The sequence below is a fragment of the Streptomyces sp. NPDC048185 genome, assembly GCF_043202495.1.
Taxonomy (GTDB): Bacteria; Actinomycetota; Actinomycetes; order Streptomycetales; family Streptomycetaceae; genus Streptomyces.
Window position 1 is genome coordinate 483,323 of the sequence record NZ_JBIDAN010000004.1, and the last position, 26,343, is coordinate 509,665.

Sequence of the window (26,343 nt, forward strand, 5' to 3'; positions counted from 1 at the left end):
AGGAACGCCCATGAACCAGTGGCCGGACGCCGAGACCACCCTGCCGTCCGACGGTACCGAGGGGGCGCTCGTGGGCCGGGTCTGGCGACCCGGCCTCGGACCCTCCGTCGTCGCCGTCCGCGACACCGGCGTGTACGACGTGACCGCGGCCTTCGCGACCGTCCGGGACCTGTGCGAAGCACCCGACCCGGCGGGGCGGCTGCGCGCCGCGGACGGGGAGCGGATCGCCGGGCTCGGTGAACTGCTGGCCAACACGCCGGCCGGCACGCGGGACACCGGCCGGCCCTGGCTGCTCGCCCCGGTCGACCTCCAGGCCGTCAAGGCCGCCGGGGTGACCTTCGTGGTGTCGATGCTGGAACGGGTGATCGAGGAGCGGGTCCGCGGCGACGCCTCGGAGGCCGCCCGGACCCGCGAAGGGATCCGCCGGGTCGTCGGGGACGACCTCGCTGCGCTGCGGCCGGGCTCCGAGAAGGCCGCCGCGCTCAAGGAGATCCTGGTCGCCCAGGGGATGTGGAGCCAGTACCTGGAGGTCGGCATCGGCCCCGACGCCGAGATCTTCACCAAGGCCCCCGTACTGGCCGCCGTCGGCAGTGCGTCCGACGCGGGGGTGCATCCCTCCTCCCGGTGGAACAACCCCGAGCCCGAGGTGGTCCTGGCCGTCTCCTCCACCGGGGCCGTCGTGGGCGCCACGCTCGGCAACGACATCAACCTCCGTGACGTGGAGGGCCGTTCCGCGCTGCTCCTGCCGCAGGCCAAGGACAACAACGCCTCGGCGGCCCTCGGACCGTTCCTGAGACTCTTCGAGCCGGGCTTCGGCATCGACGACGTGCGGGGGGCGACGGTGTCCCTGACCGTCGAGGGCACCGACGGCTACCGCCTCGACGCCGAGTCCTCGATGTCCGCCATCAGCCGCGACCCCCTCGACCTCGTCGCCCAGCTGATCGGGCCCCACCACCAGTACCCGGACGGCGCGGTGCTGTACCTGGGCACCATGTTCGCGCCCGTCGAGGACCGCGACGCGCCGGGACAGGGATTCACCCACCACGACGGCGACCTCGTCAGCATCGCGACACCCCGGCTCGGCACCCTCGTCAACCGGATCCGGCCGAGCGACGCGTGCGCGCCGTGGACCTTCGGCATCGCCGACCTGATGCGGTCGCTGACCGCGCGGGGAGCGCTGTGACCGCGGGTCCCACGAGCGGCGGCCGTGAGCCGGGGCGGGCGGAGGGCGGCGCAGCGATGGATATCGTTTCCGGTGTGACCCCGCCGCCCCGCCGCCCGCGCAAACGCTCCGCCACCCGATCGGTGACCCTGTCGGACGTCGCCGCCGCGGCCGGGGTGTCGGCCCAGACGGTCTCGCGCGTCGTCCGCGACCCCCTGTCGGTGCCGGACGAGACACGGGCCCGGGTCGAGGCGGCCGTCGCGGCGACGGGCTACGTGCCCAACCTCGCCGCCAGCAACCTGGCGTCGAACCGCAGCCGCACGGTCGCCGTGCTGGTGCCCCAGATCAACGCGTCGGTCTTCGCGGACACCGTGCACGCCTTCTCGAGTGCCCTGGCGGCGCACGGCTACCAGATCTTCGTCGGCTCGACCGACTACCGGCCGGAGCACGAGGAGGAGGTACTGCGCAGCTTCCTGGGGCGCAGGCCCGACGGACTGCTCATGGTGGGCACGCGCCACACGCCGGGCACCCTGTCGCTGCTCGGGGCGGCCGGGGTGCCGGTCGTGGAGACCTGGGGCTGGTCGGACGACCCGGTGGACCTGCTGGTCGGCTTCTCCAACGCGGCCGCCGCGTCCGCGATGGTCGCCCACCTCGTCGAGCGCGGCCGGCGGAGGATCACGTTCGCCGGCCGGCACACCTCGGGCGACTCCCGGGCCGCCGAACGCCTCGACGGCTACACGGACGCGGTCCGCGACCTGTTGGGCAGCCCCCCGCGCACGGTGGACGCCGGTCCGGAGCCGGTCACCATGGACACGGGCGTCGCCCTGCTGGACCTGGCCCTGGAGCGGTACCCGGACTCCGACGCCGTGATGTTCTCGAGCGACGTCTTCGCCGCCGGCGCCCTGCAGGCGTGCGTGCGACGCGGTGTCGAGGTGCCCGGCACTCTCGCGCTGGCCGGTTTCGGCGACTTCGAGCTGGCCCGGCATCTCGTCCCGGCGCTGACCACGGTGGCGGTGCCCAGCGCCCGTATCGGGGAGCTGGGGGCCGAGCTGCTGCTCACGCGGATGCGCGGCGCCCCGGTCGAGGTGCCGCACCGGGACGTCGGCTACCGGGTCGTCGTCCGCGAGAGCACCTGACCCGTCGGGCCTTCGCTCGCCGTCAGGTCCGGGCCGCCCATTCCAGCCCTCGGCCGACGATCGTCGCCGTCTGCGGCACCCGGAGGTCCGCCACGCGGTGTCCCAGGGTGCACACGAACACCCGGCCGGCTCCCCACAGGCGCGTCCAGACCACGGGGAACTCGACCGGGACGTCCCACGGGCCGGCGCTGCCGGGGGCGAGCACGGAGGTGGCCAGGACGGTGTTGAGCGCGTCCGTCAGCACCCAGTAGTGCTCGGTGACGACGTCGTAGTCGGTGATGCCCTCGGTGATCTCCCCGTCCCGGTCCGGCATGGCGGCGATGCGCACGGTGAACTCCTGGAAGCCGTCCGGGTGCCACAGGAACCGGCCGCCGACCATCCGCAGGTAGCGGGCGTTGACGACGTTCGTCCCGATGACGCCGCCGTGCCACCCGGCGAAGCCCGTGCCCGCCTCCACGGCGGCGACCAGGTTGGCCTCCTGAGCCGCGGTCAGCTCGCCTCCCGACCAGGAGTGCACGACGAGGTCGGTGGCGGCGAGCAGGCCGGCGTCGTCGTAGACCGCCAGGTCCTCCGCGACCGAGACCTCGAACCCCGCGCGCTCCAGCCGGGGGGTGAACACCTCCGTGCAGCCCGCCGGGTCGTGGCCCTCCCACCCGCCGCGGACGACCAGTGCTCTGCGCGACCTCACGCCCGACTCCCTTCTCACCGCGCCTGCGGCACGAGCCGCAGACCGGCGTCGTCGGGCCGGACGTGCGGTCCGGCCGGTACGGACCAGCCGCCGGACGCCGTCTGCGTGGCGATCGCCTCCTCGTCGACCTCGATGCCCAGCCCGGGGGCGTCGCCGAGGACGATCCCGCCGTCGGCGATCTCCTGGTCCACGCGCAGCCCGACCGGGAAGTGCAGGTCCTGCACCTCGGTCACCAGATGGTTCGGCACGGCCGCCGCGGCGTGCGCGACGGGGTTGGCGTTGTACCCCACGGGGCTCACCGGCAGGCTGTGGCCGAAGGCGAGGGTCGACACGCGCAGGAAGTGGGTGATGCCCCACACGCTGCCGGTCTGCACGACCCCCACGGCGTCCGCGGCCAGCAGCGGCCGGTAGTGCTCCAGGCCCGTCAGATTCTCCCCGGTGGCGACGGCGGCACGGATGCCGGCGGCGACGGCGCGGTGTCCGGTGACGTCCCACCGCCGGACCGGTTCCTCGATCCAGGTGATGTCGGCTTGTTCCTCGACCTGCCGGGCGAGGCGCACCGCCTGGTGGTGGCCCCAGGCCTCGTTGACGTCGTACATCATCGCCGGCCGCTCGCTGTTGGCCCGCAGCACGTCCCGGACGGCGGCGAGGCGCCGCACGTCCCGTTCGACGTCGAGTCCGCCCTTGACCTTGGCGCCGGTGAAGCCCCGCCGCGCCCACTGTTCGTAGAAGGCGACGAGTTCGCCGTCGGACAGGGCGTAGTCCAGACCGGAGGCGTAGGCCGGTACGAAGCGGTCGGCCGCGCCGAGGGTCCGCCACAGGGGTTCCTGCGCCATCTTCGCCTTGAGGTCCCACAGGGCCATGTCGAGTGCGCCGATGGTCCCGAAGGTGTGGCCGCTGTGCCCGTACTTGAAGACGTGGGCGAGCATCCTGTCGTAGAGCGAGGTGACGGCCCGCGGGTCCTGGCCCTCGAGTGCGGGGAACACCCGGTGCACGTCGGCGTGGCCGCCGAGCCCGACGCCGGTGAGGCCCCCGTCCGTCTCCAGGAGCACGACGGGCACCTCGGTGACTCCGCCGGCGACGACACCGTTCACGTCGCCCACCGGCCGTCCCCAGCGGTGCACCGTGGCAAGTGACCGGTATCCGGTGATCCGCATCACGCTTCTCCTTGGTCTGCCCGCGTCGCACGCGAGGCGCCCGCGTGGTGCCACCCGCCCCACGCCTGTCATTCATAACTTGTGATACGAGTGATGACCTTAGCACGTTCGGCTAACCTTGGGTCATTGGACAGCGGGGGCCGGGCAAACCTGCACGAACATTGGGAGTCTTCGACCAGATGAGTAAGCCATCCGCGGACACCACTGCCGTGTCCCGACCTCAACGGCGCCGGCCACCGCTCGCTGCGGCCGTCGTCCAGAGCCTCGCGACGGCCATCGTGCTCGGTGAGTACCCACCGGGCACGGCCCTGCCGTCGGCGGGTGACCTCTGTGAGGAGTACGAGGTGAGCCGGACCGTGATCCGTGAGGCGACGACCACCCTCGCGGAGAAGGGCCTGGTCGCGACGCGGCAGGGCTGGGGGACCGTCGTCCTCGACCAGGACCAGTGGAGCCTGCTCGATCCGCTGGTCCTCGACGCGCTGTTCCAGCGCAAGGACCGCCTGGTCTACCTGGACAACCTCATCGAGATCAGGACGACGCTGGAGTGCGCCATGGCCGCCCGCGCCGCCGTGCGCATCGACGACGCCCAGGCGGGCGCCCTCTCGGCCAAGCTCGACGAACTCGCGGCCCTCATCGACGATCCCGAGGCCTATTCGCGGGCGGACATAGAGTTCCACGAGATCATCCACCGGGCCTCGCAGGACGCGTTCGGGCGGGCCATCGTCTCCAGCATCCAGGGCAAGGCGGTGCGCTCCCCGCAGTACAGCGGGGATCCGACCCGTGAGGACATCGAGCTGACGCACGAGGCGCACGCCCGGGTCGCGGCGGCGGTGCTCGCCCGGGACGTCGACGGGGCCGCCGAGGCGATGCGTGAGCACATCACGTCGTCGTGGGCCCGCCGGCGTCCGGCCGACCTGCCCGACGCGTAGGGAGCCGTGACGAAGCGGCGGAGGGACCCGTCACGGACGGGCCCCTCCGCCGCACAGGAGGGCGGCGCTCAGCCCGTCACGGCCGGCCGATCCCCTCGCTCGTGACGTGCCGGTTCCACTCGGCGACCCAGGCGGACCCGTACGCCCCGGCCACCGCGCCGGAGCCCGAGAACTTCAGCGTGCCGAGGTCCAGGCCCGTGTCCGCCACCGAAGCGGCCGCCAGTACATGGGTGTTGACCTTGTCGCTCCAGCGCGACACGCCGTACTCCGCCGCCGGCTGCGTGAAGGCCGCCGTCGTCTCCACGAACCCCGACCCGCCGCCCACGACCACCGCGTGGTCGACCTCGACGCCGGACGGAACGTACACCGAGTCGGGGTCGTCCCAGACCGTCGCCCGGCTGCAGCCGTTCGTACCCGCCGTCGAGTAGTCGGCCGCCGTGCAGTCCCGGCCGGTCGCGGTCACCCTCGGCACGTACCACCGCGCCACCTGCGGGTACGAGATCGGCTTCCCGTCGGAGTACCTGGACTTCCCGCTCGTGTAGTGCTCGTGCCAGGCCGCGACGGTCTCGGGAGTCGCGCTGTACTTCTCCCCCTCACGGACGTCGAGGAAGGAGTCGAAACGGCTCTGCAGCACCCAGCTGTTGTCCAGCGGGAGCCGCGTCTCGCCCTTCTTGTGGTAGATGCCCCCGTGACCGGCGTGCTTCACCCCGATGAACACGTTGTCGTTCGCGGTGTTGCTGTGCCCGGAGTTGAAATTGACCCCGGAGTTCGAGCCGTTCACCACGTTGTGGTGGAACCGCACGCCCGAGGCTCCGTCGTCCATGTACAGGGCGTCGTTCGAGCCGCCGATCTTCTCGAAGTGGTTGTACGCGATCTCGTTGCCCAGGTACGTGAAGTCCCGGCCCGCGTACACCGCACCCATGTCACCGGCGTTCTTCACCACGTCGTAGAAGTGGTTGTGGTTGACCCGCATGTCGTTGCCCATGATCTGCACCGCCATGTGCGGGGCGTCGTGGACGTAGTTGTACTCGAAGGAGTTGCCGACCCCGTACAGGTAGCCGGCCGGTGTGTACGTCGCCAGCTTCGAGAAGCGCGCGATCTCGTTGCGGCGGGCCACGTTGTCGCCCCGTTCCAGCGTGGCCCGGTCCCCGCCGCCGAGCAGTACCCCGCCGCCCCCGAGGTCGTGGAGGTAGGAGTTCTGCACGACGTTGCCGTGGCCGCCCCGCAGGGTCTCGTAGTCGGGCATGCTCGTGATGGTGTCGGCCGGCCGGCCGATCCGGACCGCGTCCATGCTCACGTTGGAGATGTCGACGCCGTCGACGAGTGTCCCGACGGCGTCCAGGAGCTGCACGCCGCTGACGAGCGACCCGGTCATGGCCAGTCCCCGCAGAGTGACGCCGGTGGTGCCCTCGAGCAGGAAGAAGTTCTTGTCGAAGGTCTGCAGGGTGGCACTGGTGCCCTCGACGGTCCCGCCCTCCGGCCGGTAGTAGAGGACGTCGTTGTCGTGGTAGCGGTCGATGTAGTACTCGCCGGCCGTGTCCATCTCCGACAGGACGTTGATCACCTTGACCTTCGTCCACGCGTCCTGCGGGATGTACATGGACGGGTACTTCGTGTAGAGCCGGTCCTCGCTCCACGACAGGATCCGCATCATGTCGTTGGCGTAGTTGTTGCCGAAGTACCCGGACAGCCAGCCCTCGGTCTCGGACTTCGTGTTGTCGATGTCCTCGATCCACCGCGGGTCGAGCTGCACCGGCACGTCCGCGTACGCACCGAATCCGCGGGTGCCGAGATCGTCCACCACGGGCACGGACTCGGGCGCCCACCGCCGGTAGCGGTCCCCGTCGAGCGCGCGGCCGCCGACCGTGAAGACGGACGGCGTCATGCGCCTCATCTCCTGCACGGACCAGGTGTCGCGCTCCCCGGGGCCGGCGAGGAGCTGCTTCTTGTCCTCGAACTGCGCCCTCGGGGTGGTGCCGGAGGAGTTCCAGTCGTCCTGCCGCCCGAAACGGCCGTCGACGTCCACGTTCATGAGGTCCCGGGGACCCTCGGCATCCCACTTGTCACCCGTTCCCCACAGGTGGCAGCCGGTCTGGGTGGTGGGGCACGTGGAGCCGTTGGGGTACTCGGCGAGCACCTGCGTGTCACCACCGACGACGAGTTCCGGCGCGAAGGGGTCCTGCACCCAGTTGAAGCCGTTCTTGTACAGCGTGCCGGGGTCGATCCCCTGCGCTCCCAGGTCGTAGACCCACACCCCCTCCCGCAGCTCGGGGGTGTCGAGGCGGCTGTTCGAGGAGTACCGGGGCTGCGCGAGCGTCTCGGCGGACAGGTCGGTGAGCCTCTTCCAGCCGTCGGCCGGCAAGGCGTGCGACCCGGTGATCGTCACCTTCTCGTTCCGGTACGCGGTGTACGTGACCCACGAGTTGTCCGGCCCCGTCAGCCGGACCGTGTCGTCGAGGACGTAGGTGCCGCCCCGGACGTACACCGTGCCGCGCGCTGTCGCGGACGTACGGCCGGCCAGCGCGTCCCGGGCGGCGGTGAGCGTCCTGAAGGGGTCTCGTCTGCCGCCGCTGTTGCCGTCGTCGCCGTCGGTGGCCGAGACGTAGACCGTCAGTCGCCCGGGGGCGGCGGAGTCGGGGGCCGCGGTCGCGCCGGTCGCCGGCCCGCCGACGCCCGTCACCAGCGCCAGTGCGACGGACGCCAGCAGTGTCCGTGCCGGTCGTCGCCGGGTTCTCGCCATGGGGGTGCCCTTCCGTGGGATCTCGTGTTCCTGGCAGGTGCGGTGCGGTGCGGTGCGGTGCGGTGCGGGGTGCCGGGGTCAGCCGTTCTCGGGCCGCAGCCGAAGGCCCTGCATGCCGCCGTCGACGGCGAGGGCGGTACCGGTGACGGAGGCCGCGGCCGGGGACGCCAGGTAGGCGACGGCCGCGGCGACCTCCTCGGCGGAGACCAGCCGCCCCGTCGGCTGCCGGGCGTTGAGCGCCGTGCGCTCCGCCGCGGGATCGTCGGCGCGGGACAGCAGCCGGTCGATCCACGGGGTGTCCGCCGTACCGGGGTTGACGCAGTTCACGCGGACGCCCTCACGGACGTGGTCGGCCGCCATGGCGAGCGTCAGCGACAGCACCGCCCCCTTGCTCGCGCTGTACAGCGCGCGCTGGGGCAGTCCCGCGGTCGCGGCGACCGAGCAGGTGTTGACCACCGCCGCGTGCCGGGACTCGCGCAGCAGGGGCAGCGCCGCCCGGGTCGTCCGCACGATGCCGACGACGTTGACGTCCAGGACGTGGTGCCATTCGGCGTCGTCGTTGTCCGCCACCGTGCCCTGCGCGCCGATGCCCGCGTTGTTGACCAGGATGTCGAGTGCGCCCAGCCGGTCCGCGGCCTCCGCGACGGCGGTGCGGACCGAGGCGTCGTCCCCGACGTCGCAGCGCACGGGCAGCAGGGAGTCCCGGTCGGCGGCCGGCAGGGCGCCGGGATCGAGGTCCAGGACGGCGACCCGGGCGCCGCGGCGGGTCAGGAGCCGGGCGGTGGCGAGCCCGATCCCGGACGCGCCGCCCGTGACCACGGCCGTGAGACCGTCGAGTTCGAGGGGCGGGGGAGTGGTGCTGTGCGGCATGGAAGTGTTCCTCGGCGTGGGGTGACCGCACGGTGCCGCCTCGCGGGCGGACACCGGACGGCACGGGGGCGGGGTGGTCAGTCCAGGTGGAAGAGTTCCTCGCCGGTCACCCACCGCTCCCCGGGCTCCGCCGAGTCCAGGGGCTGCTGGCAGGGGTCGGTGAGCGTCCACCACTGCTGGGTCTCCGGATCGGCGGCGATGGCGGCCATGTCCGCCTCGTAGTCGTCGCCGGTGTACTCGAAGTAGGCGAACAGCGTGTCGTCGCGCAGGAAGATGGAGTAATCGGTGACATGGGCGCGCGAGAGGGTGTCCAGCACCGGTTGCGGAACGGAGCGGTGCAACGCCCGGTACCTCTCGGCGTGTTCGGGTCGCAGCCGGATCACGGACGCGACCCGGCGGGGTGTGCGGGGTGCGGGCATGGCTGGTCACTCCTTCGTGACGCCGGGCCTCGCGGGGGTCGGTGCTATCCCTTGACCGCTCCCGCCGCGAGGCCGCTCATGATGTGCCGCTGCATCACGACGAAGATCACCAGGATCGGGATCACCGCGAGCAGCAGCGTGGGGAACACCTTGGTGTAGTCCGTGGAGTACTGGCCGACGGCCGCGTACACACCGGTGGTGACGGTGTAGACGCCGCTGCCGGGGCCGAGGATCATCTGCGGGCTGGCGAAGTCGTTCCAGACGCTGAGCGAGTTCAGGATGAACACCGTGGCGATGATCGGCCGCATCAGCGGCAGGATGATCCGCCACAGCGTGCGGTACCTGCCGGCCCCGTCGATGGCCGCCGCCTCGTCGAGCGACCGGGGCAGCACGCGGATGTATCCGAAGAACACGAACAGCGTGAACGGGACGGTGGTGGCCGTCATGAACAGGATGAGCCCGGGCAGCGTGCCCATCAGACCGATCGAGCGCAGCACGAAGATCACCGGCACCAGGATCACCTGGGTGGGGATGAACATGCCCGCGATGAAGAAGAACAGCAGCATCCGGGCCACCGTCTTCGGGGTGCGGGCCAGCACGTAGGCCGCGGGCGCGCACACCGCCATGGCGAGCGCGTTCACGCAGACCACCAGCGCGAGGGTGATGCCGTAGCCCTTCAGGATGCTGAAGTCCGGGTTGTTCCAGGCGTCCGCGAGGTACTGGAAGGTCGCCGTGCCGAAGTCCAGTGTGAACGGGTTGGCGAGGATCTCCCGCTGGCTCTTGAAGGCGTTGACGACCAGGAGGTACATCGGCACGAGCATGCCGAGGGAGACGAGGGAGATGAACGCCACGCGGACGGTGGCGGCCGGGGTCAGGGTCTTCTTCATCCGATGGACTCCGCGTCGTCCTCGGCTCGCCGGCGCAGGACGAGGACGGTGATGGCCAGGACCGCGGCCGCCAGGATCAGCAGCACGGCCTGGGCCGAGGCGACGCCGATGTTCCGCTGGGGGAAGGAGACCGCGAGGATCGAGTAGGCGAGGGTCTTCGTGGAACCGGCGGGGCCGCCCCCGGTCAGCGAGACGACCACGTCGTAGGTCTTCAGCAGGGAGATGCCGGAGGTGATGACCGCGACCGTCACCGTGGACGCCAGGGAGGGCCAGGTGACGGCACGGAACGTCTGCCACCTGCCCGCCCCGTCGATCCGCGCCGCCTCCAGCAGGTCCGCCGGCACGGCCTGCAGGCCCGCCAGGTAGAGGACCAGCTGGACGCCGAACAGGGACCACACGATGACGAGGATCATCGACCACAGGGCCCAGTCGGGGTCGCTGAGGAAGGGCAGGCTGTCGGTGCCCACCTTCTCCAGCATGGTGTTGACCACCCCTTGCGGCCCGAGGACGGCCTGCCACAGGAAGCCGACCACCAGCGCGCTGAGCACGTGCGGGTAGAACATCACCACCCGGCCGAAGGTGTTGAACCGGTTGGTGCGCTGCAGCAGCAGCGCGAGGCCGAGCGCGGCGAGGTTGACCGCGAGCGCGCCCACCACGGCCACCACCGCCGTGACCGCCATGGTGCCGGTCATGTCGTCGGACCCGAGGACGGTGCGGTAGTTGTCGAGACCGATGAACTCCGGGACGCGGGTGGGGAATCCGTTGTACTCGGTGAAGCTGTAGTAGAACGCGTAGACCACCGGTACGACCAGCAGAGCGACGTAGACGAGCACCGCGGGGACGACCATGCTGACGCGGGCGCCCGCGTCGCGCCATCCCCGCGGCTTCGAGGGAGATGTCCGTTCCATGGGTCAGCGGTTCTCGTCGACCCACTGGTCGACGGCCTTGGCGGCGTCCGCCGCACTCGCCCCGGTGTACAGGCTCTGCGCGACCTCGGTGAACTTCGGGTTGAACCCCGTCACGGGGAGCCGGACGTTGCCCTGGCCCTCACCCACGGCGACCAGCTCGGGGGCGTTGTCCAGGATGTCCTGGATCTGGGCGTCGACGGCGGTCCGCTGCGCGTCGGCGTCCTTGCGGAACACCCCGTCGGAGCCGAGCTGGGCCTTGATCGCCGCGGGGTCGGTGACCAGGAACTCGACCAGCCGCTTGGCGCCGTCCTCGTCGGCGGTGCCCTTGCGGACCATGTAGGGGTTGGCCATGGTGGCGCCCTGGGGGCCCGGGTAGGGCTTGCCGTCCGCGGCCGGCGGCGAGAACACACCCACCTCGAACGGCAGGTCCTTGGTCCGGTCGAGCGTGGCGGCGAACCAGCTGCCGTTGGTGTACAGGCCCACCTTGCCCGCGACGAAGTTGCCGTCCGCCTGCGAGGGGTTGAGTCCGACGTCGCTCTTGGCGATGTAGCCCTCGCCGATCCAGTCCTCGTACATCTCGAACGCGGGCTTGTACACCTCACCGACCGTGAGCTGCTCGTCGGAGACCGCGGACTGCCACTTCGGGTGCAGCTGGTTCAGCGCCGGGTGGTACATCTGCTGGAGCTGAAGGCCGGTCTGGAAGTCCCCGGCGGTCTGCAGGGCGATGTAGCCCGCTCGCTTCAACCTGGCCATGTCGTCCGCGAGTTCCGCCCAGGTGGTGGGGGTCTTGGCGATGCCGGCCTTCTCGAACGCACTCTTGTTGTAGTAGATCAGCGACTGGGTCTGGGTGCCGACGCCGACCGCGTAGTGCTTGTCGCCCAGGGCGTACTCGTCGAACATCGGAGTCCCCTTGGCCCAGGGCTCGTTGCCGAGGTCCACCAGCTCGGGTGCCGTGTCGTCGTCGGGGAAGATCGACTGAATGACGTCGGGAGCGGTGCCGGCGGCGAGCTGCTGCGGGAAGGACTCGGCGACGGACTTGCCGGTCGGGCCCTCGATCTTCACCTTCAGGCCGGTCTTGTCCTCGAACGGCTCGACCAGCTTCTCCCAGTAGGCCTGATCGAGGTTGTCGGTGAGATTGACCATCATCCGTATCTCGCCGTCCTCGCCGCCGGCCGAGCCGGAGCCCGACGAGCAGGCCGCGACGAGCATCAGCGGAACCGCGGCGGCGAGCGCGGCACCGCGCGCCCTGCTTCCTCTGGGGGTTGACATCATCGTCGTCTCTCATTTCCTCGATGGGGAAAGCGGGGACCCGCACCCGCCCACGGTGGGGCGGGGGCGGTACGGGCAGCCGTCACAGCCGCCCGCGGTAGGGCAGGGGACCGACGGCCGTGACATCGGTGGGTGCCTCGCCGTGGTCGACGCGGTAGATGCCGTCGTCCGCGACGAAGAACTCGGGCACGTCCGGGTAGCGCAACTCCTCGGGCAGCGCCTCGCGGTCCGTCCAGGCGAAGAACTCACGGGCGAAGGCGGCCCGGTCCTTGCGGCCGTACAGGTGCAGGTCGCCGGCGGTCAGCGGGCTGCGCACGGACCAGTGGACCCCGGACTCGCTCCAGTAGGCGCGATCGCTGACCAGGACCGACTGCCGCTCCCGTGCCGAGAACACCCGGTCCCAGAAGCCGTCGCCCGGACCGAGCGCGGCCATCAGGAACATCAGGTCGTGGGCGTGCCAGGCGGTGCTGGGGGCGATGTCGGCCTCGTTGTGCCAGCCGCTCGCGGAGGCGAAGTAGCCGGCCGGCGTCTGATAGCGGGCGTAGGTGGCGAGGCAGGCCGCGGTGAAGGCTTCCAGCTCGGCGTCCGGGCCTTCGGCCAGGACCTCGTGGATGCCGTACAGGGTCAGTCCCATGCCCGCGATCAGCATCGGTGTGTCCGTCTTGAGGGCCCGCTCGCCCTTGACGTACCAGTAACGGTGGTAGCGGGTGGCGCCGGTGTCGTCGGTCCAGGCCGAGCGGGCGACGTGCCGGCACAGGCGCCGTGCCTCGGCGAGGAGTTCCGGGTCGCCCTGGGACCGGTACCCCAGCACCAGGGGCACGATCATGAGGCCGTAGTACTCGGCCGGCTCCAGGATGCCGCCCTCGGTGCGGTCCCGGACCGTGCGGAAGGCGCCCGCGCCGTCCTGGTCGGGCACGCCCCGGTGGTGGAAGAGACGGACCAGCTCGGCCAGGTCCTCGGGAATCTCGTCGGCGTAGGTCTTGTCGTCGCTCAGCTCGGTGTAGAGCTGCTTGACCCAGACCCGGGCGTACTCCTGGTTGCACGTGCCGTCCTCGCCGGGACGGCCGCCGCCGTACATCTCGCAGGCGTCCAGGTTGCGCCGTACGGCGGCCAGGACGCCGGCCACCTCGTCGTCGGGCAGCAGATGGCCGGCGTGCCGCAGGGCGAGCAGCATGCCGAGGCTCGCGACGGCGTTGTGGATGAGGCCCTGGGTCGCCGACTCGCCGACCTGGAAGCCGATGTGCCGGTACTGCCCGTCGGGCTGGGTCTCGCCGGCCTGGTAGCGCAGCAGCCGGCGCAGCAGCGCGGTACCCCGCTCGTCGGGCCGGGCCGCGAGTGCCTGGGCCCACGCGGCGACGGCTGGGCCCGCGAAGGTGGTGTGCCCGCTGGTGAAGTCTATGAAGGTGAAGGGGTTGGTGCCCCACACGCTGTGGTTGTGGAAGCCGTTGATCGCCCCCTCCTCCGTCACCCAGCTGTGCAGCCAGCCGGCCAGCGCCGCCGTGTCCGGCGTGGTGGTGTGGTGTTCCATGGCGTTCCTTCCGGAGCGGTTCACGCGGCGGCGGCGCGTGCGGCGTTCAGCAGGGCGGCGTCGAGGCGGTAGAAGCGGGCGGCGGTGCCGCCGAGCACGGCGGCACGGTCGTCGGCGTCCAGCGGGGCGAGCAGGTCCGTGACGGCCTCCCAGGTGCGTTCGTAGCCCCCCGCCAGCAGCGAGACCGGCCAGTCGCCGCCGTACATCAGCCGGCCGGGCCCGAACAGCTCCAGCGCGTCCTCGACGAACGGGCGCACCCCGTCGGTGGTCCACGAGTCGAGGGGGCCGGACGCGGAGTAGAGCCCGGACACCTTGGCGTGGACGCCGGGGTGCCGTGCGGCGGCGGCGATCAGCTTGCGCCAGCCGGCGCGGTCCTCGGGGCCGCCGCCGACCGGTGGTTTGCCGAGGTGGTCGACGACCAGGCGCAGTGCGGGGTGACGCTCCGCCAGCAGGGGTACGTGGGCCAGTGCCTCGGGGGAGGAGGTGACGTAGTCGAAGGCGAGGCCGGCCTCGGCGAGCAGGGCGAGTCCCTCGCCGACGTCGGAGCGGAGTATCCAGTCGCGGTCGGACATCTCGTGGACGAGAGCCCGTACGCCCACCACGTGCGGGTCGCGGCGCAGGACGGCGAGCCGGGCCCGGGCACGGGCGGGGTCGTCCAGCGGTACCCAGGCGACGACGCCGACGGCCCGGGGGTGGGCGGCGGCGGTCTCCAGCATGTGGCCGGTGTCCGCGTCGTTGTCCGCCGCCTGCACGAGCACGGTCGCGGTGACTCCGGCGGCGTCGAGCGCCGGGCGGACGTCGGCGAACCCCATGGCACGGTCGATCGGCGCCATCGCGGGACCCAGCCAGTCGTAGGGGGCGCGGCCGGGGTCCCAGACGTGCTGGTGGGCGTCGATGACGGTCATGACCGTTCCTCTCCGGTACGCGGCGCGGCGGGTGCCGCGGGGCCGTCGGGGACCAGGCCGAGGAGTGCCAGTTCGGCCCAGAGCGCGTCGGGCACGCGGGCCGCGAGACGGCGCGCGTTCGTGCGGGACTGCTCGGCGTCGCGGGCGCCGAGCACCACCGACACGACCGCGGGGTGCCGGAGCGGGTAGGCGACGGCGGCTTCCGGCAGGGTCACACCGTGGCGTTCGCAGACGTCGGCGACGGCGAGGGCGCGCTCGGTCAGCTCCCGGGGGGCCGGCGCGTAGTCGTACGTGGCGTCGGCCGGGGGCCGGGGGGCCGCGAGCAGGCCCGAGTTGTAGACCGCGGCGGCGACGACGCCCACGCCGCGCTCCTGGGCGAGCGGCAGCAACGCGTCCCGCGCGGACTGGTCGAGCAGGGTGTGGCGGCCGGCGACCATGACGAGGTCGACGTCGCAGCGGCGGACGAACTCGGCGAGCATCGCGGCCTGGTTCATGCCGGCGCCCACCGCCTTCACCACCCCCTGGTCGCGCAGTTCGACGAGGGTGTCGACGCCGGTGGTCGAGGCCTGCTCCCAGTGGTCGTCGGGGTCGTGGAGGTAGACGATGTCGATGTGGTCGAGGCCGAGGCGCCGCAGGCTGCCCTCGAGCGAGCGCATGATCCCGTCCCTGCTGAAGTCCCAGCTGCGGCGGAACGCGGCGGGCACCGCGAATCCGCCGTCGTCCTGCCGGTGTGCCGTTGCCGGGCTGGGCGTCAGCAGCCGGCCGACCTTGGTCGACACGGTGTACTCGGCCCGCGGGCGCCGTGCGAGGGCGGCGCCGAGGCGGCGTTCGGACAGTCCGAGACCGTAGTGCGGGGCCGTGTCGAAGTAGCGGACGCCGCTGTCCCAGGCCGCGTCGACGGCGCCGACGGCGTCCTCGTCGCTCGTCGGCCGGCCCAGGTTGCCCAATTGGGCCGCTCCCAGACCGAGTTCGGACAGCCGAAGGCCGGGTGCGGGGGTGCGGGAACGCATCGGCCTCACCGCACCCTCGTGGGCGCGGAGACCGCCAGGTCCTCCGGGTGGGCGAACGGCCGGCCCGAGGCGAACCGTTCCACCTCGTCGGCGACGGCGTCACCGAGGCGGTGGAGTTCACCGCCGAGCGATCCGGCCAGATGAGGGGTGAGTACCACGTTGTCCAGGGTCCACAGCTCGCTGTCGGGTGCCGGCGGCTCCGGATCCGTGACGTCGAGGACGGCGTCGATGCGGCCGGTGCGCAGCTGCGCGATCAGGGCGTCCTGGTCGACGACGGCACCCCGCGCGGTGTTCACGAGGGTCGCGCCGTCCCGCATCAGCGCCAGCCGGCCCGCGTCGATCTGCCCGCGCGTACCGGGAGTCAGCGGCTGGTGCAGGGAGACGACCTGACTGTTCGCCATCAGCTCGTCGAGCGGCACCAGGCGCGCACCGAGACCCGCCGCCTCCTCCTCGGTGAGCGTGGGGTCGTACAGCAGCACGTCGAGGTCGAAGGGGCGCAGCAGGGCGAGCACCGCCCGGCCCACGGTGGAGGCGCCGACGATGCCCACGGTCTGCCGGTAGTTGCCGCGCCCGGTGTGGGCGGCGACATGGTCCGGAAGGCTCATGGACGCGCGGTAGCGCCGCTCGTGGACGAGGACCCGCTTGTTGGCGAGCAGGATCATCGCCAGCGTGTACTCGGCCACCGGCCCGGAGTTCGCGGTACGGGCGTTGGCCGCGACGACGCCGCGGGCGGCGAGGGCCGCCGGGTCCTCCAGGCAGGTCGCGGCGACCCCGCCCGCGTAGACCACGGCCCGCAGCCGCGAGGTGTGGGGAAGATGGGCGGCGCGGACGACCGGCGCGCCCCAGCCGGCGATGAGGATCTCGGCCTCGGCCAGAGCGTTCCGTGACCGGTCGGAGTCCAGCTCACCGATGACGAGGCCGGTGTCGATGTCGGCGGCACGGCGCAGCCGGGCCAGGGCGTCCTCGTCGAAGAGGGCGCGGGCCAGCCGCGGGGGGTTCATGGCGAGGACGGCGCGTGGTCGCGTCACGGGGTGCTCTCCCTCTCTGTGCGCGCGTCGCGGGGAAGACCGCGGGCGGGGCCGCGGACGCCGTCCACGGCCGGCCCCGGGGGCCCGGGCTCCGGAACGAGCCGCAGACCGGCGCCCCGTGGCCGCACATGGGGCCCTTCGGGGCGGGACCACCCCGCGGTCGCGTCCGCGCCGGCGACGGTGGTCTCGTCGACCGTGATGCCGAGGCCGGGTGCGTCGCCGAGGACGATGCCGCCGTCCGCGATGACCTGGTCCACGGTGAGCCCCACGGGACTCGTCGTGTCCTGCACCTCGGTGACCAGATGGTTGGGGGCGGCGGCAGCGGCGTGTGCCAGGGGGTTGGTGTCGTAGCCGACCGGGCTGACCGGCAGGTCGTGCCCGTGGGCGAGGGTGGCGACCCGCAGGAAGTGGGTGATCCCCCAGACGCCGGCGGTCTGCACCACCTGCAGGGCGTCGGCGGCCAGCAGGGGACGGAACTGTTCGAGCCCCGTCAGGTTCTCGCCGGAGGCGACGGCGGTGCGGGCGGCCCGGCCCACGGCCCGGTTGCCCTTCACGTCCCAGCGGCGCACCGGTTCCTCGATCCAGGCGAGTTCGACGCGGTCCTCGATGCGGGCGAGCAGCCGCACGGCCTGGTGCCTGCCCCAGGTCTCGTTGACGTCGAGCATCAGCGCGGGGGAGCGCGTGTTCCCGCGCAGCACCTCCGCGACGGTGCGCAACCGCCGGATGTCGCGTTCCGTGTCCAGACCGCCCTTGATCTTGGCGCCGGTGAAGCCGCGCTCGGCCCAGCCGGAGTACAGCGTCGCCAGCTCCTCGTCGTCGAGCGCGATGTCGAGCCCCGAGGCGTAGCCGGGCACGAAGCGGTCGGCGGCGCCGAGCGTGCGCCACAGCGGCTCGTCGGCCATCTTCGCCTTCAGGTCCCACAGCGCCATGTCGAAGGCGCCGATGGTGCCGAAGGTCGTGCCGGCGTGGCCGCTCTTGAACGTGTGGGCCAGCATGCGGTCGTAGAGCGCGGTGACGGCGCGCGGATCCTGGCCCTCGAGGGCGGGAAAGATGCGAGCGGCGTCGCCGTGGGCACCGAGGCCCACTCCGGTGAGGCCGCCGTCGGTCTCCACCAGCAGCACCGGGACGTCCGTGACGCCCCCGGCGACGACACCGTTCGCGTCTCCCACGGGACGGCCCCAGTGGTGCACCGTCCGCAGGGTCCGGTAGCCGGTGATCTTCATCCGCTCCCCCTCCTCGTGCTCGTTCACCGTTCCCCTCGCCCGGGCACTTGCCGCGCCCGGGTGCCACGGCGCGTGCACCCGTGGCCCACCCGGACCGCGCCGGCGGACCGGGACGCGGGAGGTGGGGGAGTGTGCCGGCAGGCGGCGGGGAACGGCGCTGTGCGGCCGTCGGGGGAGGCCCCGAACCGCGCCCTCAACAAGTCGTAACGTATCATACAAGTGATGAGTGGAAAGGGGTCGGCGGCCACCGGATCCGGCTGCGGCTAGGCTGCGCCGAGGGTCTGCCGCTGGCGTCCCAGCCCTTCGATCTCGATCTCCATCACGTCTCCCTGCCGCAGGTAGGGGAACCGGCCGGACAGGGCGACACCCTCGGGGGTTCCGGTGTTGACCACGTCCCCGGGGTCCAGCACGAGGTACTGGCTGAGGTCGTACACGAGCTGCGCGACGGAGAAGATCATGTCCGCCGTGCCGGAGTCCTGGCGCGGCTCGCCGTTCACGAAGGACCGCAGCCGCAGACCCTGCACATCGGGCACCTCGTCGGCCGGCACGAGGAAGGGACCGAGGGGGTTGAAGCCGGCGCAGGACTTGCCCTTCGACCACTGCCCCCCGGAGTGCTCCAGCTGGAAGTCGCGCTCGGAGACGTCGTTCGAGACGGTGTAGCCGGCCACGTGGCCGAGGGCCTGTGCGGGGGACTCCAGGTACCGCGCCGTCCTGCCGATGACGACGGCCAGTTCGACCTCCCAGTCCGTCCTGACCGATCCGCGCGGGATCTCCACCTCGTCGTACGGGCCGACCACCGTGTTCGGCGGCTTGAAGAAGATCACCGGCCGGGTGGGCGGCGCGCTGCCGGACTCGGCCGCGTGGGCCGCGTAGTTCTGGCCGACGCAGATGACCGCGCCGGGCCGGGCGACCGGGGGTCCGAAGCGAAGTCCCTCGGCGTCCAGTGCGGGGAGGGCACCCTCCGCCAGGGCCCGGCGGGTGCGGAGCACCCCGTCCGACGCGAGGAACGCGCCGTCGATGTCGCGGGTCAGGGGGGAGAGGTCACGGGTGACGCCCTGGTCGTCGATGACCGCGGGACGCTCCTGCCCGGGCTCGCCGAGCCGTACGAGTTTCATGTGCGGTTCTTCCTTCGGTGAGGGCCGGCGCCGTGCGGGACGTGTGTGCCGTCGGCCGGGCCGGCGTGAAGAAGGGGCAGGGGTGGCGGCCGCCCTGACGAAGCGTTTCCCCACCCCCTGGGCGTGCGCGGGTGGCCGCTGCGTCCGGGTCCGTCCCGCCGCCGTCGCTCCAGGAATTCCGGGCACAGTATCGGTGTACGGCACCGCCAGTTGTCAATGGACTGCTGGGTTGTCAGTGGGCTGACTGGGCTGACGGCTAGGGTGAGCGCCATGGCTACTCAGGACGGATCGGTATGGGCCAGTGCCGCACCGGCGCCGGCCGTGCTCAGGGCCGGCGCGATCCTCGACGCGCTGGCGCAGGCCCGGGGCCGGGCCCTGTCACCCGCCCAACTGGCCGCCGCGCTGGGCGGCATACCCCGTGCCTCGGTCGTCAACATCTGCGCGGCCCTGCACGCGTGCGCGCTGATCCGGGCCGCGGACGGCGGATTCGTGCTCGGACCCGGGTTGCTGGGGCTGTCCCAGGCCTACCTCGACGCACTCGATCCCGTACACGCCTTCAGGGAGCAGGTGAGCCGGCTGGGCGACCGCGAGGAGTCGCTCCAACTGGCCACCATGGAAGGCACGGACGTCGTCTACCTGTCGGTGCACGAGGGCACCGTCCTGATGCGTCTGACCGGCAGGGCGGGGGCCCGGCTGCCGGTCACCTGCACGGCGCTGGGCAAGGCCATGCTGGCCGGGACGAGCGAGGCCGAGGTGCGCCGGCTCCTCGCCGGCCGCGAACCGTTCGAGGCCCGCACGTCCTGGTCGATCACGGCACTCGACGGGCTGATCGCCGACCTGCGTGAGGCGCGCTCGGCGGGTTACGCGGTCGACGACCAGGAGACCGCCGAGGGCATCGTGTGCGTCGCGGTGGCCGTGCCCGGTCCGCCGGACGGCCGGCCCTTCGCCGTCAGTTCGTCGCTGCTCAAGTCCCAGGCCTCACCCGGCCGCGTGGCGGCCGTGGCCGCACTCATCCAGGACGTCGTGCGCCGGATGAGCGGGCAGGGGTGACCGACGCGGCCCACCGGACCGTCACCACTCGGCGATCCGCCCGTCGGGGTGGCGCCACCGCGCATCGGGGTGGCGCCACTCGCCGTCCCTGGCACGCACCGCCGCCTCGTCGACCTCGATGCCGATGCCCGGACCCGTCGGCAGCGCGATGGCCCCGTCCACGGGAGCGAGCCGTGCCGGATCCAGCAGGTAGTCCGCCATCTCGCCCCGGGGCAGCCCGGCATGGCCGGTGTTGTAGTGCAGGCCCAGGCTCTGCTCGTGCAGCGGCACGTTGAGGGCGACGCCGGACACCTGCAGGGAGGCCGCCAGCGAGACGGGCCCGTTGGGGCAGTGCGGCACGACCGCGACATCGTGGGCCTCGGCCAGGTGGCAGATCCTCACCAGCTCGCCGAGGCCGGTCACGGACACGTCGGGCTGGAGGATGTCGACGCCCCCGCGCCGCAGCAGGGCCCGGAAGTCCCACCGCGAGGTCAGGCGCTCGCCCGTGGCGATCCGGGTCGCGCCCGCCGCCCGCGCCACCTCGGGCAGCAGGTCCTCGTGGCCCGGCGACAGCGGTTCCTCGACCCACAGCAGCCGGAACTGCTCCAGCTCGCGCAGCAGCGGACGCACCATCGACCGGTGCACCCGGCCGTGGAAGTCCAGCGCGACGTCCAGCCCGGTGCCGAACTCCTCGCGCAGCGCCGCGACCCGGGCGACGACCGCGTCCACCTCGGCCGCGCCCGCGATGTGGTCCAGTTCGGCCGTCGCGTTCATCTTCACCGCGGTGAAACCCTGGGCCAGCCGGGCCCGGGCGTCGGCGACCACGTCGCTCGGCCGGTCGCCGCCGATCCACGCGTAGACCCGCGTGCGCTCCCGCACGGGGCCGCCGAGCAGTTCGTGCACGGGAACGCCCAGCGACCGCCCCTTGATGTCCCACAGCGCCTGCTCGATCGCCGCGGCTGCGGTGGCCAGCACCGGCCCGTCGCGGAAGAAGGCCCCCCGGCGCATCCGGTGCCACAGCTCCTCGATCCGCCCGGCCGGTGCCCCGACGAGGTTGTCGGCCAGGTCGGCGACGGCGCCGAGGACGGCCCGCCGCCGTTTCGACAGGAGCGCCTCGCCCCAGCCCGTGACCCCGGTGTCGGTGGTGACCCGGACCATGACCCAGCGGGGCGGCACGCTGTACGCGGTGATCTCGCCGATGAGCAAGGCGGTTTCCCTTCTGTCCGTTCCCGTGGGGGAGTACGGCGTCGAGGGCACGAGGCCCGGACGACCGGAGGGCGGCCTGGAGCACGAGGCGACCGAGCGCCTGGCATGCCGGAGGCATGCCAGCGCAGGCTAGCAGTGAGCGACGGTCATGCGGAACCGTCCACGGGAAGGCCGTTGACCGTCACGCGACGCAGCGACAGGTCCGTGACGGACTGCAGGAGGACGTCCTGCGCTGCGTCGTCGAAGGCGAGCCGGTCCAGGCGCACGCCGCTGACCGGCGCCTGGGGAAGCGCACGGATGCGCACGGGATACTCGCAGCGGCCGCCCACCGACCAGCGTTCCGCGGACAGACGGGACACCTCGGCCGGCTGCTCGCCGCCCGTGCCGCCCGCGTACTGGAAGGTGACCTCGAAGGGCACGTACGTCCAGGCCGGGGCGTCGACGTCGGTGACGCGGACGTCCCGGACGTAACCGCCCCGGGTCGGCGTCGACTTGACGTTGAGCACCGAGGCGACGGACGCCTCGCCCAGGTCCGGGTCGAACGGCAGGTACAGCCGCCGGGCCACCACGTCCGAGACACCGCCGCTCATCTCGCTGCCGATCGCCACCGCCGCCCCGCCGCTGAGGTAGACGCAGTCCTGGATGCGGATGCGCCGGGACGGCACGCCGACCCGCCGGCCGTCCTCGTCGCGGCCGGACTTGATGGCGATGCAGTCGTCGTGCGTGGCGAAGGTGACGCGTTCGATGGTGACGTTCTCGCACGAGTCGGGATCGCAGCCGTCGCTGTTGGGACCCTCGCACTCGATGCGGACGTCGCGCACGGTGATGTTCCGGCTCAGCACCGGATGGATGTTCCAGAACGGGGAGTTGCGCAGCGTGACGCCCTCGATCAGCACGTTCTCGCAGGCGTACGGCTGGATGAAGCTGGGCCGCAGGAAGTGCCCGGCACCGAGGACGCGCTCGGACACCGGGACGCCCTGCGCGCCCCACTGCTCGAGGGTCGCCCAGTCCGTACGCTCGTGGGGCATGCCCGGCTTCCACCCGTACTGCCCGGAGCCCTTCCACGGCCACCAGTGCGCGTCGTCGCTCCGTGCGTCGAGCACCCCGCGGCCGGTGACCGCGATGTCGTGCCGGCCGTGGGCGTAGATCAGGGGCGAGTAGTTGTGGACCTCGATGCCCTGCCACCGGGTCCGCACGACCGGGAGGTAGGCGGCCGGGTCGGTGCTGAACAGCACGGTCGCACCCTCGGCGACGTGCAGGTCGACCCCGCTGAGCAGGTGGATCGCACCGGTGGCCCAGCGGCCCGGGGGTATCAGCACGTGCCCGCCGCCGGCGGCGTGGCAGGCCCGGACGGCCGCCCGGACGGCGGCCGTGCAGTCGGTGGTGCCGTCGCCGACGGCCCCGTGGTCGGTGACGGGGAACCAGGCGTCGGGGAAGCTCGGACGGCCCCTGCCGCCCGCGGCCGCGCCGGTGGCGTGAGCCAGGGGGACGGCGGCGGCGGCCGCCAGGGCCCCGAGCCGGAGGACGTTTCTGCGTGCCGGATCACTCATGCTTGTGCCCCTCGGTGAGGTGGTCCGGTGGGGTGCGGTCGCCGCGCCGCACGGGAGCGGTGCCGGGCCCGGACCGGTCGGGAAGGTAGCGGGACGCCTCGCCCGCGGCGTGGGCGGCGAACATCGGGCCGGCGACGTCGGGGTCGCCGGAGCGCAGGACGTCCAGGAGTTCCGCGTGGTGTTCGGCCATCGCGCCCCACCCGCCCGCGTAGCGCGGATCGCCCAGCACGTGCAGGTCCCACAGGCTGGACTCGATCATGCGCCACAGGCGGATCAGCGCCGCGTTCCGGGCAGCCTCGCACAGATGGCGGTGAAATGACATGTCGGCGTCACGGAAAGCGCCGATGTCGTCCTTGGCCGCGGCCCGGCGCAGTTGCGTCACGTCGTCGGTGAGCAGCCGTGTGTGCTCGGCGTCCAGACGGCCGGTCACCCGGCGGGCCGCGTACTCCTCGAACATCACCCGGATGTCCCGCACGTCCTGCGCCTGCCGCTCGGAGATCCGCGCCACGTAGGTGCCGCGGTGCGGCTGGGAGATGACCAACCCCTCGTACGCCAGGCGCTTGATCGCCTCCCGCGGAGGGGCCTGGCTCGTGCCGAAACCGCGCGCGATCTCCGACTCCACCAGCCGCTGCCCGGGGGCCAGCTGACCACTGACGATCCAGTCGCGCAGCAGCGAGTACACGTGGTCCGACAGCAGCTGGCGCGGCATGCGCGCAGCGCCCGGGACCGTCCCCCCACCGGCCCTGCCGCCCTCCGTGCGGGTCCGGCGGCCCCGCGGTCCGGGCGGGTCGGGCAGCTCGGCCAGCTGCTCGCGCCAGATCCGGGCGACCGTGGACTGCGACAGGCCCAGGGTGTCCGACAGGGCGCGGGTGGAGGGCACCGGGGAGCCGTCCCGGGCCTGTTCGAGCACGGCCGCGACATGCGCCTCCGCCTCCTGCCGGACCGTGCTGCGCGGCCGCCCCGAGCGGGGCGCGTCCCGCAGACCGGCGATGCCCCGGCGCAGGTAGCGGTCCCGCCACTTGGCCACCGTGGTCGGAGAGACCCGCAGCCGCTGCGCGATCTCCGCGTTGGTCAGTCCCTCGGCACAGGCCAGGACGATGCGGCTGCGCAGCCGCAGCGCCCCGGGCGGCCGCTGGGCACAGTCGGTCAGGGTGGCCCGGTCCTCCTCGCTGAGCGGGGGAAACACCGGGACGTCGGGAACGGTCATGGCGCCGCGCCTCCTTGACTGGGCGGACTTCTGACTCGGATGCCGGGAAAACGCCGTCCCGCCGGTCACCAACTTCAGATTGGTTCCTGTGTATTGACGGCACATCGGCACGAACATATTAACTATCGGTGGTCGATCAGTGACCCACTAGACGGTGTGTGCCGTGCTGCGAGCGCAGCCGCCACAAGCCCACGTCCCGGGCCGTCCCCCGCTCCCGGGCCCCTGGCGGGTCCGCGGACCGCGCGGTGCTCCGGGGCGACGTCCGCACCACCGCACCACGTCCGGCGCGGCGCGTCACCCACCCGTGACGCCGAAGGCCGCCGGGCCGTCCACGGACTCGACAACGACATCACGTACTCCACGCGGCAAGGAGGCCTCCGTGCCAACCACGCAGCCACAACCCCTACGGCGCAAGCCGAGACTTCTGCTCCTGCTCGCGGCCGGCAGCCTGCTGGTCGGCGGGGCGATGCTGGACGTGCCGGACGCGAACGCGAAGCCCGCCGCCTGCAAGGCCACCGAACTCTTCGTGTCGCCCGACGGGAACGACAAGGCCAAGGGCACCGAGAGCCGGCCCCTGAAGACCATCGAGGGAGCACGCGACCTCATCCGCGACAAGGGCCTGAACCGCCCCGGCCGGATGCACTGCGACATCGACGTCAACCTGCGCGCCGGCGACTACCCGGTGAGCAGCACCATCGAACTCGACGACCGCGACTCGGGCGCCGACGGCCACCGGGTGGTCTACCGCTCCTACGACGGCCCCGGCAAGGCCCGGGTCATGGGCGCCCGGCCCGTCACCGGCTGGGAGGAGTACAAGGACGGCATCTACCGCGCGGACGTCGGCACCGACAACCCCTTCTACACCCTCTTCGAGGACGGCAAGCGCGCCACCACCGCCCGTTACCCCAACCGCACGTCCGACGACGAGTGGGCTCCGTACCTGACCTCCGTGCTGAAGGAGCCGGAGAAGGAGGCCGTACGTCAGTGGCTCTACTCCAACCCCGGTGAGTGGGACCCGAAGTGGGACCTCAGCAACGCCCAGGCGGTGATCTGGTCGGGCGGCAGCTGGAGCTGGTTCACCGACACGGTCCCGATCCGGGACTGGAACCCCGCCAAGAACCAGATGACGCTGAAGTACTGGACCCGCTACGCGCTCATCAACTCCCGCGGCGGATCGCGCTACTTCCTGCAGAACTCCCTGGACTTCTTGGACCAGGCCGGCGAGTACTACATGGACTTCAAGAAGGGCCAGCTGTACTACAAGCCCCGCGGTGACATCAACGACGTCACGGTGCTGCGGCCCACGGTGAAGACCCTGTTCGACCTGGCCGGCGCCGACCCGGACCGGCGCGTACAGAACATCACGCTGGACGGACTCGCCCTGCAGTACACCGACTTCGTCGACTGGTACCGCTACGGCTGGATCAGCGACGGAGACTCCGGCGAACCGCGCAAGTACCCGGAGTACGACCGGCAGATCGAGCTCCCGCGCAACCGCTTCGGTGCGGTCACCGTCACCAACAGCAAGGACATCACCCTCTCCCGGGTGCACGTGTCCGACACCGGTTACCACGCCGTCTACGCCCTGTTCGCCAACGACGGGCTGACGGTCCGCGACAGCCTGCTGGAGAACACCGGCGGCGACGGGATCAAGGTCGAGGGTCCCTACCCCGGCGAGGGCAACACCTCCAACGGCCACGTGCTGACCAACAACTACATCACCCACGTCGGCGAACTGGTGCCCGGTGACGCCTCTGGCATCGAGCTGCAGAACACCGGCAACAACACCGTCAGCCACATCCACGTCAGGCACAGCGCCCGCTACGGCATCAGCCTGGAGGTGCGGCCGGAGGTCGCCCTGAAGGACAACTACGCCCGCAACAACACCTTCGAGTACCTGCGCATCGACGAAGCCGGCCTGGACAGCGGGGACATGGGCGCCTTCTACACCTACGGCGTCAACAACGTCGAGCCCTACCCGATGGACAACCACGTGCGCCAGATGGTCATCGGCGACGTGATCCCGGACGGTTCGATGCCGGACAGCGGCACCCGGGGCATCCACATGGACGCCGGCGGCTGCGGCTTCACCTTCCAGGACATCGAGGTGGGCAGGACCACCGACCAGTCGTACCAGAGCTACCAGTGCAACGACGTCAAGAACGCCAACTGGGAGGCCGGCTACGACGCGTCGAAGATGGAGTACGACAAGATCGGCGTCACCGGTGACTTCCCCTACCCCCTGCCGGACGGCGACACCCAGTGAGCGGCCGCTGAGCGACCGCATCCGATGATCCCCCCCGGGCAGCGTGCGTCCAGAACCGCTGCCCGGGGGAGCGGCGGGCGCCGGCCCGCGCCGACAGCACCGCACCAGACC

General features: G+C 72.0%; 22 protein-coding genes. 5 read left to right on the plus strand and 17 right to left on the minus strand.

The genetic code is table 11. The features are described from left to right. Positions 1-10: 10 nt before the first annotated feature. Together ACGF3H_RS15660 and ACGF3H_RS15665 are read left to right on the plus strand one after the other, a co-directional pair. The gene (locus ACGF3H_RS15660; protein ID WP_362497086.1) at positions 11-1,183 is read left to right on the plus strand and encodes a fumarylacetoacetate hydrolase family protein; all 1,173 of its coding nucleotides are present in this window, start codon (positions 11-13) and stop codon (positions 1,181-1,183) included. A 74-nt stretch (positions 1,184-1,257) separates the two neighbouring features. Continuing rightward, complete coding sequence (locus ACGF3H_RS15665) at positions 1,258-2,298, plus strand: LacI family DNA-binding transcriptional regulator (protein WP_362497089.1); 1,041 nt, start codon at positions 1,258-1,260, stop codon at positions 2,296-2,298. 22 nt (positions 2,299-2,320) lie between these two features. Here ACGF3H_RS15665 and ACGF3H_RS15670 read toward each other — a convergent pair whose 3' ends face one another. Both ACGF3H_RS15670 and ACGF3H_RS15675 read right to left on the minus strand, forming a co-directional pair. Continuing rightward, entirely contained in the window at positions 2,321-2,986 is a 666-nt protein-coding gene (locus tag ACGF3H_RS15670; protein ID WP_362497091.1) for a ThuA domain-containing protein, read from the minus strand. A 14-nt stretch (positions 2,987-3,000) separates the two neighbouring features. Continuing rightward, positions 3,001-4,143: a mandelate racemase/muconate lactonizing enzyme family protein gene (locus ACGF3H_RS15675; RefSeq protein WP_362497094.1), complete on the minus strand. Its 1,143-nt coding sequence runs from the start codon at positions 4,141-4,143 to the stop codon at positions 3,001-3,003. A gap of 209 nt (positions 4,144-4,352) precedes the next feature. Here ACGF3H_RS15675 and ACGF3H_RS15680 point away from each other — a divergent pair, with 209 nt between their 5' ends. Then, positions 4,353-5,072, plus strand: a complete 720-nt coding sequence (locus ACGF3H_RS15680; RefSeq protein ID WP_362497097.1) for a FadR/GntR family transcriptional regulator — start codon at positions 4,353-4,355, stop codon at positions 5,070-5,072. A gap of 76 nt (positions 5,073-5,148) precedes the next feature. Here ACGF3H_RS15680 and ACGF3H_RS15685 read toward each other — a convergent pair whose 3' ends face one another. From ACGF3H_RS15685 to ACGF3H_RS15740, 12 genes are all read right to left on the minus strand, one after another. Further along, a complete protein-coding gene (locus ACGF3H_RS15685) occupies positions 5,149-7,812 on the minus strand; it encodes a hypothetical protein (protein ID WP_362497100.1) in 2,664 nt (887 codons plus the stop codon). Between the two features lie 78 nt (positions 7,813-7,890). Further along, positions 7,891-8,682, minus strand: coding sequence for an SDR family oxidoreductase (locus ACGF3H_RS15690; RefSeq protein ID WP_362497102.1), 792 nt, complete (start codon positions 8,680-8,682; stop codon positions 7,891-7,893). A gap of 77 nt (positions 8,683-8,759) precedes the next feature. Next, positions 8,760-9,101 (minus strand): L-rhamnose mutarotase, encoded by a 342-nt coding sequence (locus ACGF3H_RS15695; protein WP_362497104.1) that lies wholly within the window; start codon positions 9,099-9,101, stop codon positions 8,760-8,762. 44 nt (positions 9,102-9,145) lie between these two features. Beyond that, the gene (locus ACGF3H_RS15700; RefSeq protein WP_362497106.1) at positions 9,146-9,988 is read right to left on the minus strand and encodes a carbohydrate ABC transporter permease; all 843 of its coding nucleotides are present in this window, start codon (positions 9,986-9,988) and stop codon (positions 9,146-9,148) included. Continuing rightward, positions 9,985-10,896, minus strand: coding sequence for a sugar ABC transporter permease (locus tag ACGF3H_RS15705; RefSeq protein WP_362497108.1), 912 nt, complete (start codon positions 10,894-10,896; stop codon positions 9,985-9,987). Before ACGF3H_RS15705 ends, ACGF3H_RS15700 begins: the two co-directional genes overlap by 4 nt. 3 nt (positions 10,897-10,899) lie before the next feature. Further along, positions 10,900-12,168: an ABC transporter substrate-binding protein gene (locus ACGF3H_RS15710; protein ID WP_362497111.1), complete on the minus strand. Its 1,269-nt coding sequence runs from the start codon at positions 12,166-12,168 to the stop codon at positions 10,900-10,902. A 79-nt stretch (positions 12,169-12,247) separates the two neighbouring features. Next, positions 12,248-13,693, minus strand: a complete 1,446-nt coding sequence (locus tag ACGF3H_RS15715) for a hypothetical protein (protein ID WP_362497114.1) — start codon at positions 13,691-13,693, stop codon at positions 12,248-12,250. A gap of 20 nt (positions 13,694-13,713) precedes the next feature. Continuing rightward, positions 13,714-14,598, minus strand: a complete 885-nt coding sequence (locus ACGF3H_RS15720) for an amidohydrolase family protein (protein WP_362497116.1) — start codon at positions 14,596-14,598, stop codon at positions 13,714-13,716. Further along, entirely contained in the window at positions 14,595-15,608 is a 1,014-nt protein-coding gene (locus ACGF3H_RS15725; RefSeq protein WP_362497119.1) for an aldo/keto reductase, read from the minus strand. The genes ACGF3H_RS15720 and ACGF3H_RS15725 overlap by 4 nt, the downstream gene beginning before the upstream one ends. A 5-nt stretch (positions 15,609-15,613) precedes the next feature. Next, positions 15,614-16,636, minus strand: coding sequence for a hydroxyacid dehydrogenase (locus ACGF3H_RS15730; protein WP_362497122.1), 1,023 nt, complete (start codon positions 16,634-16,636; stop codon positions 15,614-15,616). Further along, positions 16,633-17,859 carry a mandelate racemase/muconate lactonizing enzyme family protein gene (locus ACGF3H_RS15735; protein WP_362497245.1) on the minus strand — a complete coding sequence of 409 codons (1,227 nt, stop codon included), beginning with the start codon at positions 17,857-17,859 and terminating at the stop codon, positions 16,633-16,635. Before ACGF3H_RS15735 ends, ACGF3H_RS15730 begins: the two co-directional genes overlap by 4 nt. A gap of 263 nt (positions 17,860-18,122) precedes the next feature. After that, positions 18,123-18,974 (minus strand): fumarylacetoacetate hydrolase family protein, encoded by an 852-nt coding sequence (locus ACGF3H_RS15740; protein ID WP_362497125.1) that lies wholly within the window; start codon positions 18,972-18,974, stop codon positions 18,123-18,125. Positions 18,975-19,244: 270 nt separating this feature from the next. Between ACGF3H_RS15740 and ACGF3H_RS15745 the strand changes: the two genes are divergently transcribed. Beyond that, a complete protein-coding gene (locus tag ACGF3H_RS15745) occupies positions 19,245-20,024 on the plus strand; it encodes an IclR family transcriptional regulator (RefSeq protein ID WP_362497127.1) in 780 nt (259 codons plus the stop codon). A 21-nt stretch (positions 20,025-20,045) separates the two neighbouring features. On the opposite strand, the gene dgoD is transcribed toward ACGF3H_RS15745, so the two are convergent. The 3 genes from dgoD to ACGF3H_RS15760 all read right to left on the minus strand — a co-directional run bounded on the left by dgoD (position 20,046) and on the right by ACGF3H_RS15760 (position 23,966). After that, entirely contained in the window at positions 20,046-21,209 is a 1,164-nt protein-coding gene (dgoD, locus tag ACGF3H_RS15750; RefSeq protein WP_362497130.1) for a galactonate dehydratase, read from the minus strand. Positions 21,210-21,355: 146 nt separating this feature from the next. Beyond that, the gene (locus tag ACGF3H_RS15755) at positions 21,356-22,759 is read right to left on the minus strand and encodes a glycoside hydrolase family 28 protein (RefSeq protein ID WP_362497132.1); all 1,404 of its coding nucleotides are present in this window, start codon (positions 22,757-22,759) and stop codon (positions 21,356-21,358) included. Continuing rightward, a complete protein-coding gene (locus tag ACGF3H_RS15760; RefSeq protein ID WP_362497135.1) occupies positions 22,752-23,966 on the minus strand; it encodes a GntR family transcriptional regulator in 1,215 nt (404 codons plus the stop codon). Before ACGF3H_RS15760 ends, ACGF3H_RS15755 begins: the two co-directional genes overlap by 8 nt. A 379-nt stretch (positions 23,967-24,345) precedes the next feature. Here ACGF3H_RS15760 and ACGF3H_RS15765 point away from each other — a divergent pair, with 379 nt between their 5' ends. Beyond that, entirely contained in the window at positions 24,346-26,232 is a 1,887-nt protein-coding gene (locus tag ACGF3H_RS15765) for a right-handed parallel beta-helix repeat-containing protein (RefSeq protein WP_362497138.1), read from the plus strand. Positions 26,233-26,343 lie beyond the last annotated feature (111 nt).